Raw genomic sequence first — 17,301 nt, 5'->3', positions numbered from 1 at the left:
ACCTCCTCTCTCAGGCAAGCTATAGTCTATTCGAATTACGATATCGCAATACCTTAAGTCAAAGCACCATTTCTAGAAAACTCAATGATAAACTTAGCTATGCGTTAAGCACTTTAGCTTTAGTTATTCTGTCAAATACTTGTGAGTTTAAAACTGACTTCTGCTAGCGTTATATCGGGAAATGTTCCAATCCCTATAAATGTCTTTTTAGAATCTGTAGGCTTCGCATAACGAAACTCCCAGCTTTTATTGCCATTTTTACGGATATAAAGATAAAGACCGCCACCATCAGATATCCGGTATGGTTTCAATTTTGCCTTAGCGCTTGAGACCTCACGAGCAGAGAGTTTATATAGTTTCCCAGCCATAAATCAGCCCTTAAGTGTATGCCGATTTTTAATAAAAACGGGTAAATTTCACGTTATACACTTTCGGTGATAATTCATTGATAATACTTGCTTTTATGATTATTTATTTTGCTAAACGCAGCTAATTCATTAACTCAAGACAACATCAAAAGTGTATGCCAAATCAGAGCCATAATATTAGGCATACGTTTTGGCATACACAAATGGACGGATAGGCGCAAACGGGAACGAACAGTGGCGGACAGTAATTAATTGAAAATCAGGGACTTAGAAAGAAAAAAGTCCGCAGACGAACGTCTACGGACTTGAATGTGGCGGTGAGTGAGAGATTCGAACTCTCGATACGTTGCCGTATACACACTTTCCAGGCGTGCTCCTTCAGCCACTCGGACAACTCACCGTATATTGAACGTGTCGTTCAATGAGCCGCTAATTTAATGATTCTATTCAACTTGGTCAAGTACAAATCTAAAAAAATCGCGTCTAAACGGTTTGATTGACGATATATTAACAACTTTGGTTAAAAATATATCACACGGCAGGTGCATAACCAGGAACACGAAACCAACGACGGCATGTATCAAGAAAGTACCCATATACCACACCCATCGCACATGAGATTGCTGCATTACTTGATACGGCGGTCAAAATTTGCTCAGATGATGCGCCGACAGTAAAAAGTATCGCAGCATACACCGGTGACTGGAATAAGACATAAGCAACGAGGTCACTTACGTTTTTCATGAGTTTTCCCGAAGAAAGTCGGCTACCGAGTTTTAAAATGAAGTCTCTAAAGAAACCATAAGGCCAAGCTATAACAATATTGACGGGAATCGAGAGCATTCGTGATGCAAGAGATTGTTCAAAAGTCATACCTGAAACAAAAATCTCAATTAACATACCAAATACAAAGCAAAAAACGACCATAGCAAAAGTGTCTGCGATAGCATTTCTAATATTGAAAGTACCTTTGATTTTCATACATTCTAATTCCTCAATATAAATCACTATATATTTTTATTATTTCTAGTTAATCAAACTACAATGCGATTTAATAACTAGAATTTATGGGAATTAGAACATAGTATTTTTAGATTTACTCACCAAAGTTAAAACAATTTCATGAATAAACAGCTAAAAAATGAAATGAAATTAGCATGCATAACTGGCATGTTATCAAGTTGTTTCATTTGATAAATAGCGGTATCTAAGACGTAAATTATCATAGGCAAAATTGACTGAGTAACACGGTAAATTGGTCCATACGATCTTTATCAGGGAGCTGTTCTCGAGATAGCATTTGAATAAAATTCTCAACGATGTCCATCGTTTCACTGGGGATATCATCAAACGACTCTAATAGATCTCTAATACTGTTCGCGTGTGTCAACGCTGCTCGAACATCTTTATTTTCGACCGCCATACAAAACCCTACTAATAGCGATTCCATCGATTGCAGCTCTTCAGATAAAGCATCGTAACGAAAGAGTCTCTCTTTATGCTTAATCAATAGAGATTTCAATTGGGCTTCTTCTACCGGCTTAAAAATAATATCGTCTCCGCCCGCCGCTATCATATCTTTCTTAGCGTCTTCTTGTATGTCGGCAGTGCAGCCAATTATTAATACGTCTTTAAAACTTTCCCGGGAATCACGAATGGCTCGGATACACACAATCCCATCCATTACTGGCATGTGGTTGTCCATCATGACTAAATCAATTCGTGTTTGCTTGAGTTCTGACATCGCCTCTAAACCATTAGCCGCAGTTAGGCAAGTAAACCCCATACTGGATAAAAACGTTTTTAAGATAATGGCATTCGTTCTGTTATCTTCAACGATTAGCGCACAAAGATGATGACAATCAGGCAACTCTTGCAGTTCGCTTTTGAGTGAAGGTTTTTCCAGCTTCGCTGGCTTATTCACTTTAAGCAGGACTTCAAAAGTAGTCCCTTTGTCTACCTCACTGGTAAGAGTGATATTTCCATCCATTAAGTCACAAATACTTTTTACAATCGAGAGCCCTAAACCTGTACCACCGAATCGTCTAGTAGTACTAGATTCCGCCTGTTGAAACGGTTCGAATATAAGCCCCTGAGCATTTTTAGGTACGCCTATACCTGAATCAGATACACTGATATAAAGAAATATATCTCCCTGCGTCTCTCTCTCTGAAAAATGTACCTGTATCGATCCTTGATGTGTAAATTTAACCGCATTACTCATTAAGTTAAAAACAACCTGCTTTATGCGAGATATGTCCGACTCGTAACATTGTTCCTCTGCAATATCCGAGGTTATTGTGAGGCTCAACCCTTTTTCTTTACAAAGATTGCGATAAATATTTTCGACTGCGCTTTGGATTTGCGAAAAGCTGAATAAATGAATATCGAGACGGAACTGACCTTTTTCAATTTTTGAAAAATCTAATATCTCGTTGAGTAACGTCATCATATGTTGACCCGAATCGTATAATTGCTTTAATTGCTGGGTCTGCTGATTATTAAGATTACTTTTTAGAAGTATTTGTGCATTACCCAGGATACCGTTCATGGGGGTTCTGATCTCATGTGACAACGTTGCAAGAAAAGCACTTTTTGCTTCCGTCGAGGCTTGTGCTTTTAGCTTTTCTTCTTCTAAATAGATCGTTTTTTCGTTAAATGCCTCAACCAGATAACGTAATTCATCCTTGCCACGAAACGGAAGATCGATTAATCCACCCTGTTTAGATTCCTGGACCTTTTGAGACAAACTGACGATAGGAGAAATAACATGATGACTGATGAAGTAGTACCCTAGCAACATCCCACCAAACAAAAGCGGAATTAACCACAGTTCAATTTCTGTCACAATACCGAATATCTCATCAGAAACGAGTCGATCGGCATTTACAATTTGAATGTACCAATCAAATTTACCAAAGGTTTCGCTACTAATATAGCTCCCGTCTCTGACACGAAAATTATGAGAGGTAATAATATTGCCATCTTGATCTTTAAGAGACACACCTAACCCTGTGCGTTCAGCGTGTTTTGTAATAAATTCGACTAATCGATTCAGAGATAAGTCAACGGTTGCCACTCCAGCGAAAGAGCCATTGATATAATAAGGTGCCGACGCGGTTATCATCTGAACATGAGTGTAAGTATCGATGTACACTGGCGACCAAGATACTGTGGTTTTGGGCTTATCAACAACAGATGTGTACCAGATTTCTTTGTCGTATCCCCCATTTTGTTTGTTATTCCAAGAAAAAATTTGATCAACTTGACCGTCAACTGAACGATTGAAAAACATACTATTGTATTGTTTATCACCGCTTATCTCTTCAGGAACGGGCCACAAACCACCACTGACGACTTCTCCGTCTATACTGCCGAATAAATTCTTGAGCATGACTTCCTGTTGGCTCTGCGATAAATCAGTCTCACCAACACTCGATATCGCTCTGAGAATGCTCAGCGCACTGTCTAGCGGCTCTGAAATCTTTGTTGAAAGTAATTCAGCCCTGGTATCGAGGTTTTGTCTTAGTTCTTCACCTAAAGGGACTCTAATAATTTGATAGGCCAACACTCCAATAACCGTGATAAAAACAAATGAGTATATGACCAATACCATTAGCGTTTTTTGTTTGAGTGAAGTCCTATTCATATACAACAGTTCGAAACCTAAATTAGAAAGATGTGATAGGTAATTTTTTGCCCATAATTAAGCAAATAGCAACATTTATAACGAATTTTCCTAGTGTACGCAGTCTAATTCCAATACCATATTGCTAATCGTATGAATAACAGGTGCTTTGTTTTGACTCAAAACACAATGACATTAAGTGAATTTATTACCACAACACACAATGAGGAATCGGTGTTAAACGAAGCTAAAACACACGGCTTTCTGACAGCTTTAGCAGTTGCACCCAACCTGCTACCACCAACAGAGTGGCTCCCTTATTTATGGGGTGGCACTGAGCAGGCTCCTTTTACTGATGGAGAAATGCTAGAACAGTATATTGATATCATTGTTGCGATGTGGAATGGGCATCGTTCAGCCGTTCTTGATGGTAGTTGGAACTGGCCTGAAGGTTTTGTCCTTGATGAAGATGAGATTGTCTCAGTACCAGTGCGGGATCTATGTGAAGGTATACTCCAGGGCTGGCAATTAACTGCTGATGACTGGAATGTTATCATGCCTGAAGAGACTGAAGATGGCGCTTTACTTGGCGGGTTTCTGTTATCTATTTCTATGCTATTCGATCCAGATACGGCGATGACGACACTCACGGAACACGGCATAGAAGGACTTGACCAATTTGAGGAAATCTATGATGCAGTGCCCCAAATGCTAGTCGGACTGGCGAAGAAAGGTGAACAAGCAGAATAAAAAAAGCGCTGAGCTAAGCTCAGCGCTTTTCCAATTAGGCATTACCTTTTACTTTAAGGTTCAGCTCTTCAGCAAATTTAAGCATCCGGTTTAGAGGAATCAGTGATTTTACACGAACGTCCTCATCGACAAATATTTCATGCTCTCGTCCACCCGAAGTTAACGCATTTTCAATTGCTTTTAACCCATTCATAGCCATCCAAGGACAGTGAGCACAACTTCTGCACGTTGCCCCAGCTCCAGCTGTTGGTGCCTCAATTAGCTCTTTCTCTGGTACCAGTTGCTGCATTTTATAGAAAATGCCTCTATCAGTTGCGACAACCAACTGTTTGTTGGGGAGCGCTTTTGCCGCTTTAATCAATTGACTAGTTGAACCTACCGCATCAGCCAACTCTACAACACTGGATGGCGATTCTGGGTGTACCAGAATTGCTGCATCTGGATAGAGCGATTTGATTTTCTTCAATGATGCAGCAGAAAATTCATCATGAACAACACACTCGCCTTGCCAAAGGAGCATATCTGCACCAGTTTTATGCTGAATATAGGAACCCAAGTGTCTGTCTGGTCCCCAAATAATTTTACGGCCTTCAGAATCAAGGTGTTCCACAATTTCAAGAGCAATACTTGACGTCACAACCCAGTCAGCGCGAGCTTTTACAGCCGCGGACGTATTAGCATAGACCACAACAGTATGGTCAGGGTGTGTATCGCAAAATTCAGTAAACTTATCGACAGGGCAACCTAAGTCAAGTGAACATTCTGCATCTAAGGTTGGCATTAGAATTCGCTTCTCGGGAGTCAAAATTTTTGCTGATTCACCCATAAAACGAACACCTGCAATCAAAAGCGTTTTAGCGGGGTGCTGATTACCGAACTTCGCCATCTCCAAAGAATCACCAACAAATCCCCCCGTCTCCTCGGCTAGCGCCTGGATTTCTGGGTCAGTGTAATAGTGTGCAATTAAAACCGCATCCTGTTTGATTAATAACGACTTTATACTTGCTTTATAAGCCGCCTTTTCATCATCACTAAGAGGAATCGGCTTTGGGGGAAAAGGATATACAGTTTCGATTTGATCAAGAATGTGGCTCATTGCTCTGCTCTATGCAACTTCCGATATTATAAATCCGATCATTGTACTCTGAATGGACCTAGAACCAAAGTGGAGATTGAAAACCAATGAATTTGAATAGATAGAATGAAGGGAGAATACTATTTCTCCCATAATTTACAAAGAGTGAAACTAATTAGCTAGTTTACTCTTAGCCGTTTTGGCTGATGCACTATTCGGATACTCTTTTACAGCCTGTTTATAATACGCTTGCGCTTTCTCTGCATTATTATTTCGTTCTTCTAAATCACCGAGCTTAACTAAAGCATCTGCTCTTTTATTAGAAGATTTAAACGTTAACACAGATTCGAAACTACTGATCGCTTTCGCATTATCCTTTTGCGCAAAGTATAACTGCCCGAGCCAATAGTACGCATTAGGCGTAAATGTGGAGTCTGGATAGTCTTCTCTAAACTTATTAAACGCAGCTATCGCTCCGCTGTAATCACGTTTTTTTAGAATGAGATCGACTGCATCCTGATAAGCCTGCTGTTCTGTACCACTTGCCACGTAGTTACTGCTGTCCCCAGTGTCATCTGGTGTCGGTGTGACTTCTGCCTTCGGAGCTGACTGTTGCTGGCGTAATTTATCCAGTTCAACGAAAAGCTCTTTTTGACGATCTAGGATTTGAGATACGTCGTGCGAATTACGCTCTACCTGACCACGGAGGTTTTGGATTTCTCCAGTCATATCATCCAATTGTTGCTGCATCTGCAGCTGAACATGGTTCTGATTACGAAGAAGTCTTTCGAGTCGTTGTAGCGCAGTTTCCGGCTGGGAGCTGGAATTGCTCGATGAAGAAGAATCAATATCTGTGACTGGAGCAGGTGCAGCGAGCACTGAGCTCGCTGCACTGGCAAGTAACACAAACGCGGTTAATCGCTTGAAGTTACTATACATATCAAAAAACCCAGTAGTAATTAGTATACGATTACTGCACGACGGTTTTTAGAGTAAGCTGATTCGTTGTGTTCACGAACTAGTGGTTTTTCTTCACCGTAGCTTACGATAGACATTTGGCTAGCTTGAACACCTAAAGCCTGAAGGTATTTTTGAACTGCTTCAGCACGACGTTCGCCTAGCGCGATGTTGTATTCTGGAGTACCACGTTCATCAGCATGACCTTCAATAGTCACAGTAATGCTTGGGTGGCTAGTAAGATATGCTGCGTGTGCTGAAAGCATATCTTGATAATCAGAAGAAATAGTAGAGTTATCGAATGCGAAGAACACTGTTTGCTCTTGCATTACTTTGTCTTTTAGTTCTTGCTCTGTTAGTTGTCCGTATGAAGACATTGGAGAAGAAACAGTTGACGCAGATGAAGTTTGGTTAGTTTCCGCACCAGAAGACTTCACAGCATCATCACTTGAACTACATGCAGTCATTGCCAATACTGGAAGCGCAATCAGTAGCCCTTTAAGAACCTTGTTTACTTGCATCTTGTTTTTCCTTACTTTTTATTAATTGTTTAATTATAAAAACGGTGACCACGCTGGCGCGACGACGCGTCCATTGGTTTCGGGTAACCTGGCTTTAAACCGTCCGTCGATGGAAACCATCGATAAAACATTGGTTTTGTTGTAAATCGAACTGTAGATAACCATACCACCATTAGGCGCTATACTTGGAGACTCATCAAGCAAAGTCTTTGTTAAAATTTGCAAAGATCCGGTTTCTAAGTCCTGTTTAGCCAAATTAAAGCCTGAATCACTCTTGTTTACCATTACCAAAAAGCGACCGTCTGGCGTTAATTGTCCACCTAGGTTTTGAGACCCTTTCCAAGTAAGACGTTTTGTCTGACCCGTAGATAAATCTACTTTATAAATCTGCGGTTTACCACCCCGATCCGATGTAAATATTAAAGATTTTCCATCTGGATACCAAAATGGTTCAGTGTTATTCGATCTATCGTTCGTCACTGTTGTTAATTTCTTCGTCGCCAAGTCCATAACGTAAATATTCAGTGAGCCTGATTTAGACAGAACCATCGCTAATTTCTTACCGTCTGGACTGAATTTCGGAGCTCCATTATGTCGAGGATAAGAGGAAATTTTCTCTCTTTTACCGGAATATATATCCATGATATAGATTTCGGCTTTGCCATTCTGGAAACTAACATACGCAAGCTTGCGTCCGTCTGGAGACCAGTCCGGCGACATGATTGGCTGTCTAGAACTTAAAACCAACCTTTCATTGTAACCATCATAATCTGCAATTCTTAATTGATACGGGTATTGTTCTTGCTCGTTAACGACGACGTACGCGATACGAGTCAAAAAAGCCCCTCTTTCGCCCGTTAGCTTCTCATAAACGAGGTCAGATATTCTGTGAGCGTACTCTCTCATCCGACTTGCGGGAACCGTCGCAACGTTATTCAGTAGCAGATGATCTTTTGATGGAACTAATTGCCCATCTGATGTTAAAGATTGCTGACTACCCGTCTGATTAAATTGTCCTTTAATCAAATCAACTAATTGGTAGCGGATGACATAATCGCCTTGAGGATTCTGCTCAATCGTACCTGTTAGTAATGAATCAACACCTAACTTCGTCCAATCAGCAAATTTTACGTCTGACTCAGAATACGGCGTTTGTGGCATTTTATCAGTAGGTACAGGACTAAATTTTCCACTTCGTTGCAAATCTGAAGCAACAACTGAAGATATATCCTCTGGAAGAGCCTGACTACCCTTCCACTGAAACGGCACGATCGCTATAGGGCGCGCTGAATTGATACCATCAGTAATCACCAGCTCTAGCGCAGCGTTCGCAGACTGAGCCACCAACGAGATTAAAAGCACACAACTTAGAATAATACGTTTTAACACGATTTCTTCCTTCAATTCTTATTCCGGTACTACCATCAAATTAATATTTTTTAACTTAGCAACAACATCTGGATCATCTTTTGGCATTGGGAAGGTATCTACCTGAGCGATCGCACGCTTAGTCGCCGCACAGACCGAACTATCACCGTCTAATACACTCACCCCGCCAACAATCCCACCAGTTCCGGTAGGGATCAGTTTAAGATTTACTTTACACGTTCTTCCCTTAAACGAATCTTCGATACGCAGATTTTGCTGAATCAACTGTTTGTAAATCGCACCGTATTTATCAACTTCGCTGGCGACATACTGTCCACGAGCACTATTGATTTTTTGGTTTTCACTCTCTAAACCATCGAAAATATCGCTGAGAGCGTCTTCACGTTCCTTTTTCTCCTGAGCAAGCCGCTTTAATCTTTCCTGCTCTTTACGCGCTTTTTCAGCGGCTGCCTTCGCCGCCTTTTCCTTCGCTATTTTTGCTTGCTCTGCCTTTGCAGCGGCTTCTTTTGCGGCTTTTTCACGCTGAGCTTTCTCTGCAGCTTGTTTGGCCGCTTTTTCTTTTGCCGCCTTTTCTGCAGCAGCTTTCTCTCGAGCTATTTTCTCTTGCTCTGCCTTTGCTGCCTTTTCTTTGGCTAAACGTTCCTGCTCAGCCTTTTTCGCTGCCTGCTCTTCACGAGCTTTCTTCTCTGCAGCGGCTTTGGCTACTTCTGCCTCACGTTGCTTTTGTTGTTCAATTCGAGCATGCTCAGCTTCACGAGCTGCCTGCTCTTCTTTGGCCTGCTGTTCTTTGAGCTGCCGAATTCGCTCTTCTTCTGCTTTACGGTTTGCTTCAAGACGTTCGCTTTCTTGGCGAAGCTTATCTAGCCGGTCCTGTTCTTCTTTTGCAGCCGCTTGTCTTTGCGACTTAATCTGTTCAGCCTGCTTGTGAATTGCATCAGGATCAATCACAACAGCCTGAACCATACTGCCCGAAGGTTGAGGTTTATCGTCAGAAAAATATCCACCGAAAATCAGCGCACCAATTAATACGATATGCAATACCAAAGAAATGATAATTGGCTTGCCTAAATTGTTAAGTCCTTTCTTTTTTAACTTCATATGAAATACAGGCCTACTCCCGAATTTCTGTTAATAAGCCAACTTTAGGTATACCGGCCTGACTTAATTGATCCAATACTTGAACGACATCCGCATAAGGAGTAGCTGAATCCCCTCCTACAGCGACTGGTGATTTAGGATGAAGCGATAACTCAGCTTTCACCATCACGATTGCGTCCTGTAATGAAAGCCCTCGCTTAAATGGATCGTTGTTTAGACTAACGCCTAGGCTGCCATCTTTTGTAATTTCAACAATGATAAAGCCACCATCGCCCTCTTCAGCCAACTCTGATGCTGGTTTCGCAGTTTCAGTTTTAGGTAGGTCAACATCTACCCCCTGCGTGATAAACGGCGATGTCACCATAAAGATGATCAACAACACCAACATAACGTCGATATAAGGAACAACGTTAATTTCTGCTGTCATCTTCCTCTTTTTTGGTTGATAACCAGACATACTTACGACTCCTTAGAACCTGAAATCGTTTGTCGTTGTAAAATGCTATGGAATTCTTCGGAAAAAGTAGCGTAACTCGTCTCAATCTTACCTAGCCGGCTGCTAAGACGGTTGTAAGCCATGACAGCTGGAATTGCGGCGAATAGCCCCATTGCAGTCGCAACTAGAGCCTCAGCTATCCCTGGTGCAACCATGGATAGAGTGGCTTGCTTGACAGCACCCAAAGCGATGAAAGCATGCATAATCCCCCACACCGTTCCGAACAGACCGATATAAGGGCTAATAGAACCCACTGTAGCTAAGAATGGTAAGTGTGTTTCAAGCTCTTCAACTTCTTTTGAGATAGATACTCTCATCGCGCGAGCCGCGCCATCCATCACAAATGTAGGCTCAACCGAAGCGCTCTTACGTAAGCGAGCGAATTCTGTAAAACCATTATAAAAAATTTCTTCACTACCGCTTAAAGAATCACGACGAGCTTTTAGCTCCTGATATAGATTCGTCAAGTCAGTACCTGACCAAAACTTATCTTCGAACTTAGATGTAACGCTTTCAGCATTAGAAAGAATTTTGCTGCGTTTGATAATAATTGCCCATGACATAACGGACATACCAAGCAAAATTAACATGACAAGCTTAACTAAAAAGCTCGCCTGTAAAAAAAGGTCTAAAATTGAAATATCAGAGTTCACTACTTATTCCCCGAAAAGAAATCACTAGGCATTGAGATGGGTTTCATCTTTTTATTATTAATACATGCTACCTTAACTATTGCTTTACACAATACTTCACCTGCATCATTAACTAGCTCCTGACAAAAAGTAAGCGAAACCTTTTTCATTTCACTAATATGTGTCTTGATCGTCAGCTCGTCGTCAAGCACGGCAGCTTTTACGTAATCAATTGTTAAACTTCTGACAACGAAGCCTATATTTTGTTCCAATAGAACTTGCTGTGATATGCCTTCACTACGGAGCATTTCAGTTCTAGCACGTTCAAAATAATTTAAGTAATTAGAATGATAAACAACACCACCAGCATCGGTGTCTTCGTAATAGACTCTTATTGGCCAATCAAAGATTTTCATATTTCTTCTTTAAATTTAAACAACTTAATATCGTCGATTACTATAACCTATTCGTGAAGCACTTTTACAGCCTGTTTAACTTCAATTACGAAAATTGCACAAAAAAAGCGCTGCATAAGTGCAGCGCTTTTACTTCGAAACTATTTTAAAACCGTATTATGGTGAAGTACAGCAAAATTATAAAAGAGATGTAAGGACTGAATATAATTTTAAACAGCGTCATTCTAGGTTTAAAACCAACACCGAAAATCATACTCGAACACATTCCCCAAATCAGAAACCAAACTTTAGCAAGATTAAAACCGCCGATGGTGTCTGCATACACGTTAGGCTCCCACATGAGCAGCCCAACGTGATACATCCCCATTCCAATTAATAGTAGTCTGAAATACCATCTATCAATCGGTTGATAAATTTTGTCTAGTATACTTCCCTCACTCACCGTCTTTATCCATCATCTCACTGTGTTCTAACCACAATGCGTTGATGATGCCAAAAGCACAAGCAAGTAAGACACCTAAAATCCATGCAAAATACCACATATTGATGTTTCCCCTAGCTTAGTAAAGTGAGTGTTTATTGTCTTCAATATATTTGTTATTCAAACGTCCAAACATTTTGTAGTAAGTGAAGAACGTGTAAGCAAGAATAACAGGAACCATAACAGCAGCAACACCAGTCATTAGTTTCAATGTGAGTTCACTTGAAGTGGCATCCCACATTGTCAAACTGCTGTTTGGTGACAAACTTGAAGGCATTACAAATGGGAACATTGCGAAACCAGCTGTTAAAATAACACCAGCGTTAGTCAGGCTAGACGCAATAAACGCTAGCCAGCCCTTCTCAAGGCGAGATGCCAATATAGCGACTAACGGCATCACGACACCAAGTATCGGTGCAGCCCACAATAATGGATACTTATCAAAGTTCGCCATCCACGCTCCAGATTCACGCACAACTTCTTTCGTTAGCGGATTCGATGCTGCAGCTGTATCAACAACACTTTTAATCACATAACCATCGATATTTTGTACCCAAAACCCTGCGATAACGAAGAGCACAGCAACAAGAATTGCGCTTAGTTGAGAAACACCTTTTGCTCGGTCGTGAACCGCTCCAGCCGTTTTCATCTGTAACCAACTAGAACCTTGTAGAAGGAACATGAATAGGCTCACTAGACCACACAAAAGAGCAAATGGATTCAATAAACCGAAGAAAGAACCACGGTAGTAAGAAATGAGTAACTCATCTAACTCAAATGGAACACCTTGCAATAGGTTGCCAAATGCCACACCAAAAATAATCGGTGGAACGAACCCACTAATCGCAATACAAATATCCCAAGTACGACGCCATTTTGGATCTTCAATTTTTGAACGATAATCAAGACCTAGCGGACGCAGCCATAACGCCGCTAACGTAATGATCATTGCAAAGTAGAAGCCAGAAAATGCTGTCGCATATACCTGAGGCCACGCGGCAAATAATGCACCACCTGCGGTGATTAGCCATACTTGGTTACCATCCCAGTGAGGGGCAATTGAGTTAATCATGACACGTCTTTCAGTATCAGATTTTCCTACAACAGGAACTAGAGCACATACACCGATATCAAAGCCATCAGCTACGGCAAAGCCAATGAATAGCACACCGATCAGTACCCACCATATAAATCGTAAGACTTCGTAATCAAACATTATCTTATTCTCCTTGCCTTAAGCTTCTACTTGACGGTTAACTTGATCAGTTGCGGAGTTACCGCCCTGCTCAAAGTGATAGCGACCTGTTTTAAGGCTACTAGGACCTTTACGTGCAAATTTCACCATTAAGTAAACTTCAGCGATAAGGAATGCAGTGTATAACGCCAAGATTGCAAATAGAGATGTCCATAACTCACCAGTAGTTAGCGCTGAGTTTGCAACACTCGTTGGTAAAATTTCACCAACAGCCCATGGCTGACGACCGAACTCGGCAACAAACCATCCCGCTTCAACAGCAATCCATGGTAATGGAATACTGAAAAGAGCTGCTTTTAATACCCATTTATTAGAGGTAATTTTCTGACGGCATACTTGAATAAATGATGCTGCGAACACAAGTAACATTGCAACACCACATGCAACCATGATACGGAAAGACCAGAATAGCGGCCATACCGTTGGAATTGAATCGTCTGCTGCTGCCTGAATTTGCTCTTCAGAAGCATCAACAACGTTGTTAGTATAACGTTTCAAAAGAAGACCATAACCAAGATCGCCTTTCACTTCGTTAAATGCTTCTTTAGTCTGTTCAGATTGATCACCAGAACGTAATTTCTGTAGCAATCCATAAGCGTCCATACCATTACGAATACGGGCTTCATGCTCTGATCTTAGATCTCGTAGACCAGTAACTTGCTCATCAAGTGACCGTGTAGCAATGATACCTAACGCCCAAGGAATTTGAATAGCGTATTTCGTTTCCTGTTCTTCTTGGCTAGGCAGGCCGATTAAGGTCCACGCGGCTGGAGCTGGTTGAGTTTCCCATTCACCTTCGATTGCAGCGAGCTTCACTTTTTGAACTTCACCCAATTCATAGCCTGATTCGTCACCTAGTACGATAACTGACAATACTGCAGCCATACCAAAAGATGCTGCAACAGCGAACGAACGACGAGCAAAAGCGATATCACGACCTTTAAGAAGGTAATATGCACTTACACCAAGAATGAAAATCGCGCCAGTTGTGTAACCAGATGCAACCGTGTGCACAAATTTAACTTGCGCAACTGGGTTAAATACAACATCAGCAAAGCTCACCATCTCCATACGCATACTTTCGAAGTTGAAATCTGAACCAACTGGGTTTTGCATCCAGCCGTTCGCAATCAATATCCAAAGTGCGGAGAAGTTTGAACCAATCGCAACAAGCCATGTTGTCATAAGGTGTTGACGCTTAGATAATCGATCCCAACCAAAGAAGAATAAACCTACAAAAGTGGATTCTAGGAAGAATGCGACTAATGCCTCTATGGCAAGTGGAGCACCAAAGATATCACCTACATAATGAGAGTAATACGCCCAGTTGGTACCAAACTGAAACTCCATTGTAAGACCTGTTGCTACACCAAGAGCGAAGTTAATACCGAAGAGCTTACCCCAAAACTTCGTCATATCCTTATAGATTTGCTTGTCTGTCATCACGTAAAGTGATTCCATGATAGCGAGTAAGAAAGTCATCCCGAGTGTTAGCGGGACGAATAAGAAGTGATACATCGCAGTCATTGCAAACTGCAATCGCGATAGATCCACTATATCGATCATGTGTACTCCTTTGTGTCGGCTGAAGACACTTACTATTAAGAGCAACTTTGGGTTGCTAATTTATACAAAATGAAAATTGAAACTGGGTGTAGAGTCCGAGTAAAACGAAAATTTTTATCTAAAGACACTCGTACTAAATTGGCAAAAATATTACTTGCAAACCTCTTATGTTTCAAAGGATTTATCGGGACCCCACGCTTTGATCTGCATCAAGTCAATCACTCGGATCTGAAACAACAAAACATCAAAATGATTTAGATCAAGCTAATGTACGGAATAATGTTGGTTTTTAGTAAAATTTGAAATAACGAAGCCGATTTTTTCCACATTTGGTTAACAAACACACTATTATTGATATAAATCACAACTTATTTTGGATTCAATTTTTGTGATAATGATCACAAATTATTAGCCATTTGTTGAACGATTCAATTTCAGAATCTTACTTCTCGAAGTTGAAATGCAAATAAGCTCGTTCAGTCGCGATTCTTCCTCGAGGTGTTCTTTGTAAGTAACCTTGTTGAATAAGATAAGGTTCTAATACATCTTCTATGGTATCTTTCTCTTCGCCAATTGCCGCAGCAAGGTTATCAAGTCCCACCGGTCCGCCCGAAAACTTCTCAATAATTGCGAGCAGTAATTTACGATCCATATAGTCAAAACCAAGTACGTCCACATCCAACATATTCAGGGCTAAATCAGCCACTTCTGACGAGATATGTCCATTGCCCTTCACTTCTGCATAGTCCCTTACCCTACGCAATAGACGATTGGCAATACGTGGCGTACCGCGCGCGCGACGTGCAATCTCTAACGCCCCATTGGCATCCATTGACAAGCCAAGACAATCTGAACTACGTTTCACAATACTTTGCAGATCACCAACGTTGTAGTACTCCAGTCGCTGGACAATACCAAATCGATCTCTTAGAGGGGATGTTAATGAACCAGCCCGAGTCGTTGCTCCGATAAGTGTAAAAGGCGGCAAGTCTATCTTGATAGAACGAGCTGCAGGACCTTCACCAATCATGATATCCAGCTGATAATCTTCCATCGCCGGATAAAGCACTTCTTCAACTACAGGACTAAGACGATGTATTTCATCGATAAAAAGAACATCATTCTCTTCCAAGTTAGTCAGTAATGCGGCCAGATCGCCGGCTTTTTCCAAGACTGGGCCAGAAGTCGTTCTTATGTTAACGTTCATCTCATTGGCGACAATATTTGCCAGCGTTGTTTTGCCTAAACCAGGAGGACCAAATATCAGTAGGTGGTCCAACGCTTCGCTACGCATTTGGGCCGCCTTAATAAAAATCTCCATCTGCTCACGAACGTGATCTTGCCCCTGATAGTCGGCTAGAGACTTTGGCCTGATCGCGCGATCAAATACTTCCTCATCTTTAAAAGTCTCCGATTCTGCAGAGACTAGACGATCTGCTTCAATCATAACATGGATCTCAAGGCTTCTTTGATGATGGACTCACTCGTCATATCGGAAGTTGCAACTTGAGAAACGACTTTCGAGGCAACCTGCGGCTTATAACCAAGTGCAATAAGGGCACTCACGGCTTCTTCATCTGGAGCCGTTTCTGGGGCGACTTTAGCCACTCCTTTTGATTGTGGTGAAACCGTGGAAGGCGTCTGGAACAGATCAAATGAATTCCAACCTTTTAAACGATCTCTCATTTCTATAACCAATCGTTCTGCTGTTTTCTTTCCCACACCAGGAAGTTTAACCAGTGTCGATATATCTTCTCTTTCGACACAGTCCACAAACTGACTTGCAGTCATCCCAGATAAGATAGCTAAACCAAGTTTTGGGCCGACGCCATTTGCTTTAATCACTTCGCGAAACAAAGCTCTTTCTTGAACAGTATTAAAGCCATAAAGTAGCTGAGCATCTTCTCTCACGACAAAATGAGTGTAAATCGTAATCTCTTGATTAACTTCGGGAAGCTCATAAAAACAGCTCATTGGCATTTGAATTTCATAGCCTACACCACTCACTTCAACTAATAGCTCTGGTGGTTGCTTTTCTAACAACGTTCCACGCAAACGGCCTATCACGATTAACTATCCTTACTTATTAAGTTATGAGACAGATGATAATAAATAACTGGATAGATAGCCAGTATTTAACGATAACGCCCCCTCTTAGCGCTTGTCGCTTTACCCGCTAATGCTAACAACGTTTTATTTGTATTCGCATGACATATAGCGACACCTAGGGCATCAGCAGCGTCAGCTTGAGGCTTTGCAGGAAGAGATAACATTTGCTTCACCATATGCTGGACCTGAGTTTTATCCGCCGCCCCTGTACCGACAACAGCCTGCTTGATTAACCTTGCTGCATATTCATATACAGGTAAATCCGCATTCACTGCGGCAACAATAGCGCTGCCTCTTGCTTGCCCCAATTTTAGGGCAGAGTCAGCATTTTTTGCCATGAAGACCTGTTCTATCGCAAATACATCAGGCTTAAATTGTAGAATAATCTCGCTCACACCCGCATATATTTGTTTTAAACGAGCTGGTAAGGCCCCGTCTCCAGTGCGGATACATCCACTACCCAGATACACCAGTTGGCGTCCTTTCTGATGAATGACACCGTAACCCGTTATTCGCGAACCAGGATCAATACCAAGTATGATGGACATTCGATTTCTCTT

General features: G+C 41.4%; 19 protein-coding genes and 1 tRNA gene. 1 reads left to right on the top strand and 19 read right to left on the bottom strand.

Annotated elements, in window-relative coordinates:
• Window positions 1–131: 131 nt before the first annotated feature.
• The 4 genes from EES38_RS08575 to EES38_RS08560 all read right to left on the bottom strand — a co-directional run bounded on the left by EES38_RS08575 (window position 132) and on the right by EES38_RS08560 (window position 4,017).
• On the bottom strand, window positions 132–368 hold the full coding sequence (locus tag EES38_RS08575; RefSeq protein ID WP_124936770.1) for an Arm DNA-binding domain-containing protein: 237 nt from the start codon (window positions 366–368) through the stop codon (window positions 132–134).
• A 312-nt stretch (window positions 369–680) separates the two neighbouring features.
• Window positions 681–768: transfer RNA gene (locus tag EES38_RS08570), tRNA-Ser, on the bottom strand.
• Window positions 769–899: 131 nt separating this feature from the next.
• Window positions 900–1,349: an L-alanine exporter AlaE gene (locus EES38_RS08565; protein ID WP_124936769.1), complete on the bottom strand. Its 450-nt coding sequence runs from the start codon at window positions 1,347–1,349 to the stop codon at window positions 900–902.
• Window positions 1,350–1,590: 241 nt separating this feature from the next.
• On the bottom strand, window positions 1,591–4,017 hold the full coding sequence (locus tag EES38_RS08560; RefSeq protein ID WP_243694171.1) for a hybrid sensor histidine kinase/response regulator: 2,427 nt from the start codon (window positions 4,015–4,017) through the stop codon (window positions 1,591–1,593).
• 168 nt (window positions 4,018–4,185) lie between these two features.
• Here EES38_RS08560 and EES38_RS08555 point away from each other — a divergent pair, with 168 nt between their 5' ends.
• Entirely contained in the window at window positions 4,186–4,746 is a 561-nt protein-coding gene (locus tag EES38_RS08555) for a UPF0149 family protein (protein ID WP_124937186.1), read from the top strand.
• 34 nt (window positions 4,747–4,780) lie between these two features.
• Here EES38_RS08555 and nadA read toward each other — a convergent pair whose 3' ends face one another.
• From nadA to ruvC, 15 genes are all read right to left on the bottom strand, one after another.
• A complete protein-coding gene (gene nadA / locus EES38_RS08550; protein ID WP_124936768.1) occupies window positions 4,781–5,842 on the bottom strand; it encodes a quinolinate synthase NadA in 1,062 nt (353 codons plus the stop codon).
• A 150-nt stretch (window positions 5,843–5,992) separates the two neighbouring features.
• Window positions 5,993–6,760: a tol-pal system protein YbgF gene (gene ybgF, locus EES38_RS08545; protein ID WP_124936767.1), complete on the bottom strand. Its 768-nt coding sequence runs from the start codon at window positions 6,758–6,760 to the stop codon at window positions 5,993–5,995.
• Between the two features lie 20 nt (window positions 6,761–6,780).
• On the bottom strand, window positions 6,781–7,299 hold the full coding sequence (pal, locus tag EES38_RS08540; protein ID WP_124936766.1) for a peptidoglycan-associated lipoprotein Pal: 519 nt from the start codon (window positions 7,297–7,299) through the stop codon (window positions 6,781–6,783).
• Between the two features lie 33 nt (window positions 7,300–7,332).
• The gene (gene tolB, locus EES38_RS08535) at window positions 7,333–8,688 is read right to left on the bottom strand and encodes a Tol-Pal system beta propeller repeat protein TolB (protein WP_124936765.1); all 1,356 of its coding nucleotides are present in this window, start codon (window positions 8,686–8,688) and stop codon (window positions 7,333–7,335) included.
• An 18-nt stretch (window positions 8,689–8,706) separates the two neighbouring features.
• Complete coding sequence (tolA, locus tag EES38_RS08530) at window positions 8,707–9,786, bottom strand: cell envelope integrity protein TolA (RefSeq protein WP_124936764.1); 1,080 nt, start codon at window positions 9,784–9,786, stop codon at window positions 8,707–8,709.
• Window positions 9,787–9,799: 13 nt separating this feature from the next.
• Window positions 9,800–10,243: an ExbD/TolR family protein gene (locus EES38_RS08525; RefSeq protein ID WP_124936763.1), complete on the bottom strand. Its 444-nt coding sequence runs from the start codon at window positions 10,241–10,243 to the stop codon at window positions 9,800–9,802.
• A 2-nt stretch (window positions 10,244–10,245) separates the two neighbouring features.
• Window positions 10,246–10,935 carry a protein TolQ gene (gene tolQ, locus EES38_RS08520; RefSeq protein WP_124936762.1) on the bottom strand — a complete coding sequence of 230 codons (690 nt, stop codon included), beginning with the start codon at window positions 10,933–10,935 and terminating at the stop codon, window positions 10,246–10,248.
• Window positions 10,935–11,330, bottom strand: a complete 396-nt coding sequence (ybgC, locus tag EES38_RS08515) for a tol-pal system-associated acyl-CoA thioesterase (protein WP_124936761.1) — start codon at window positions 11,328–11,330, stop codon at window positions 10,935–10,937. The genes tolQ and ybgC overlap by 1 nt, the downstream gene beginning before the upstream one ends.
• Window positions 11,331–11,475: 145 nt before the next feature.
• Entirely contained in the window at window positions 11,476–11,772 is a 297-nt protein-coding gene (ybgE, locus tag EES38_RS08510) for a cyd operon protein YbgE (protein ID WP_124936760.1), read from the bottom strand.
• Window positions 11,765–11,872, bottom strand: a complete 108-nt coding sequence (cydX, locus tag EES38_RS08505; RefSeq protein ID WP_124936759.1) for a cytochrome bd-I oxidase subunit CydX — start codon at window positions 11,870–11,872, stop codon at window positions 11,765–11,767. Before cydX ends, ybgE begins: the two co-directional genes overlap by 8 nt.
• Window positions 11,873–11,890: 18 nt before the next feature.
• A complete protein-coding gene (cydB, locus tag EES38_RS08500) occupies window positions 11,891–13,027 on the bottom strand; it encodes a cytochrome d ubiquinol oxidase subunit II (RefSeq protein WP_124936758.1) in 1,137 nt (378 codons plus the stop codon).
• Between the two features lie 18 nt (window positions 13,028–13,045).
• Window positions 13,046–14,632, bottom strand: coding sequence for a cytochrome ubiquinol oxidase subunit I (cydA, locus tag EES38_RS08495; RefSeq protein WP_124936757.1), 1,587 nt, complete (start codon window positions 14,630–14,632; stop codon window positions 13,046–13,048).
• 442 nt (window positions 14,633–15,074) lie between these two features.
• Window positions 15,075–16,079 (bottom strand): Holliday junction branch migration DNA helicase RuvB, encoded by a 1,005-nt coding sequence (ruvB, locus tag EES38_RS08490; RefSeq protein WP_124936756.1) that lies wholly within the window; start codon window positions 16,077–16,079, stop codon window positions 15,075–15,077.
• Window positions 16,076–16,699 carry a Holliday junction branch migration protein RuvA gene (gene ruvA / locus EES38_RS08485; RefSeq protein ID WP_124936755.1) on the bottom strand — a complete coding sequence of 208 codons (624 nt, stop codon included), beginning with the start codon at window positions 16,697–16,699 and terminating at the stop codon, window positions 16,076–16,078. Before ruvA ends, ruvB begins: the two co-directional genes overlap by 4 nt.
• A gap of 68 nt (window positions 16,700–16,767) precedes the next feature.
• Complete coding sequence (ruvC, locus tag EES38_RS08480) at window positions 16,768–17,289, bottom strand: crossover junction endodeoxyribonuclease RuvC (protein WP_124936754.1); 522 nt, start codon at window positions 17,287–17,289, stop codon at window positions 16,768–16,770.
• Window positions 17,290–17,301 lie beyond the last annotated feature (12 nt).

The sequence above is a fragment of the Vibrio viridaestus genome (assembly GCF_003856525.1).
In the GTDB taxonomy this organism is placed as follows: Bacteria; Pseudomonadota; Gammaproteobacteria; order Enterobacterales; family Vibrionaceae; genus Vibrio; species Vibrio viridaestus.
Note: the sequence above shows the minus strand (reverse complement) of the source record. Positions and strands in the feature narration are given on the sequence as shown.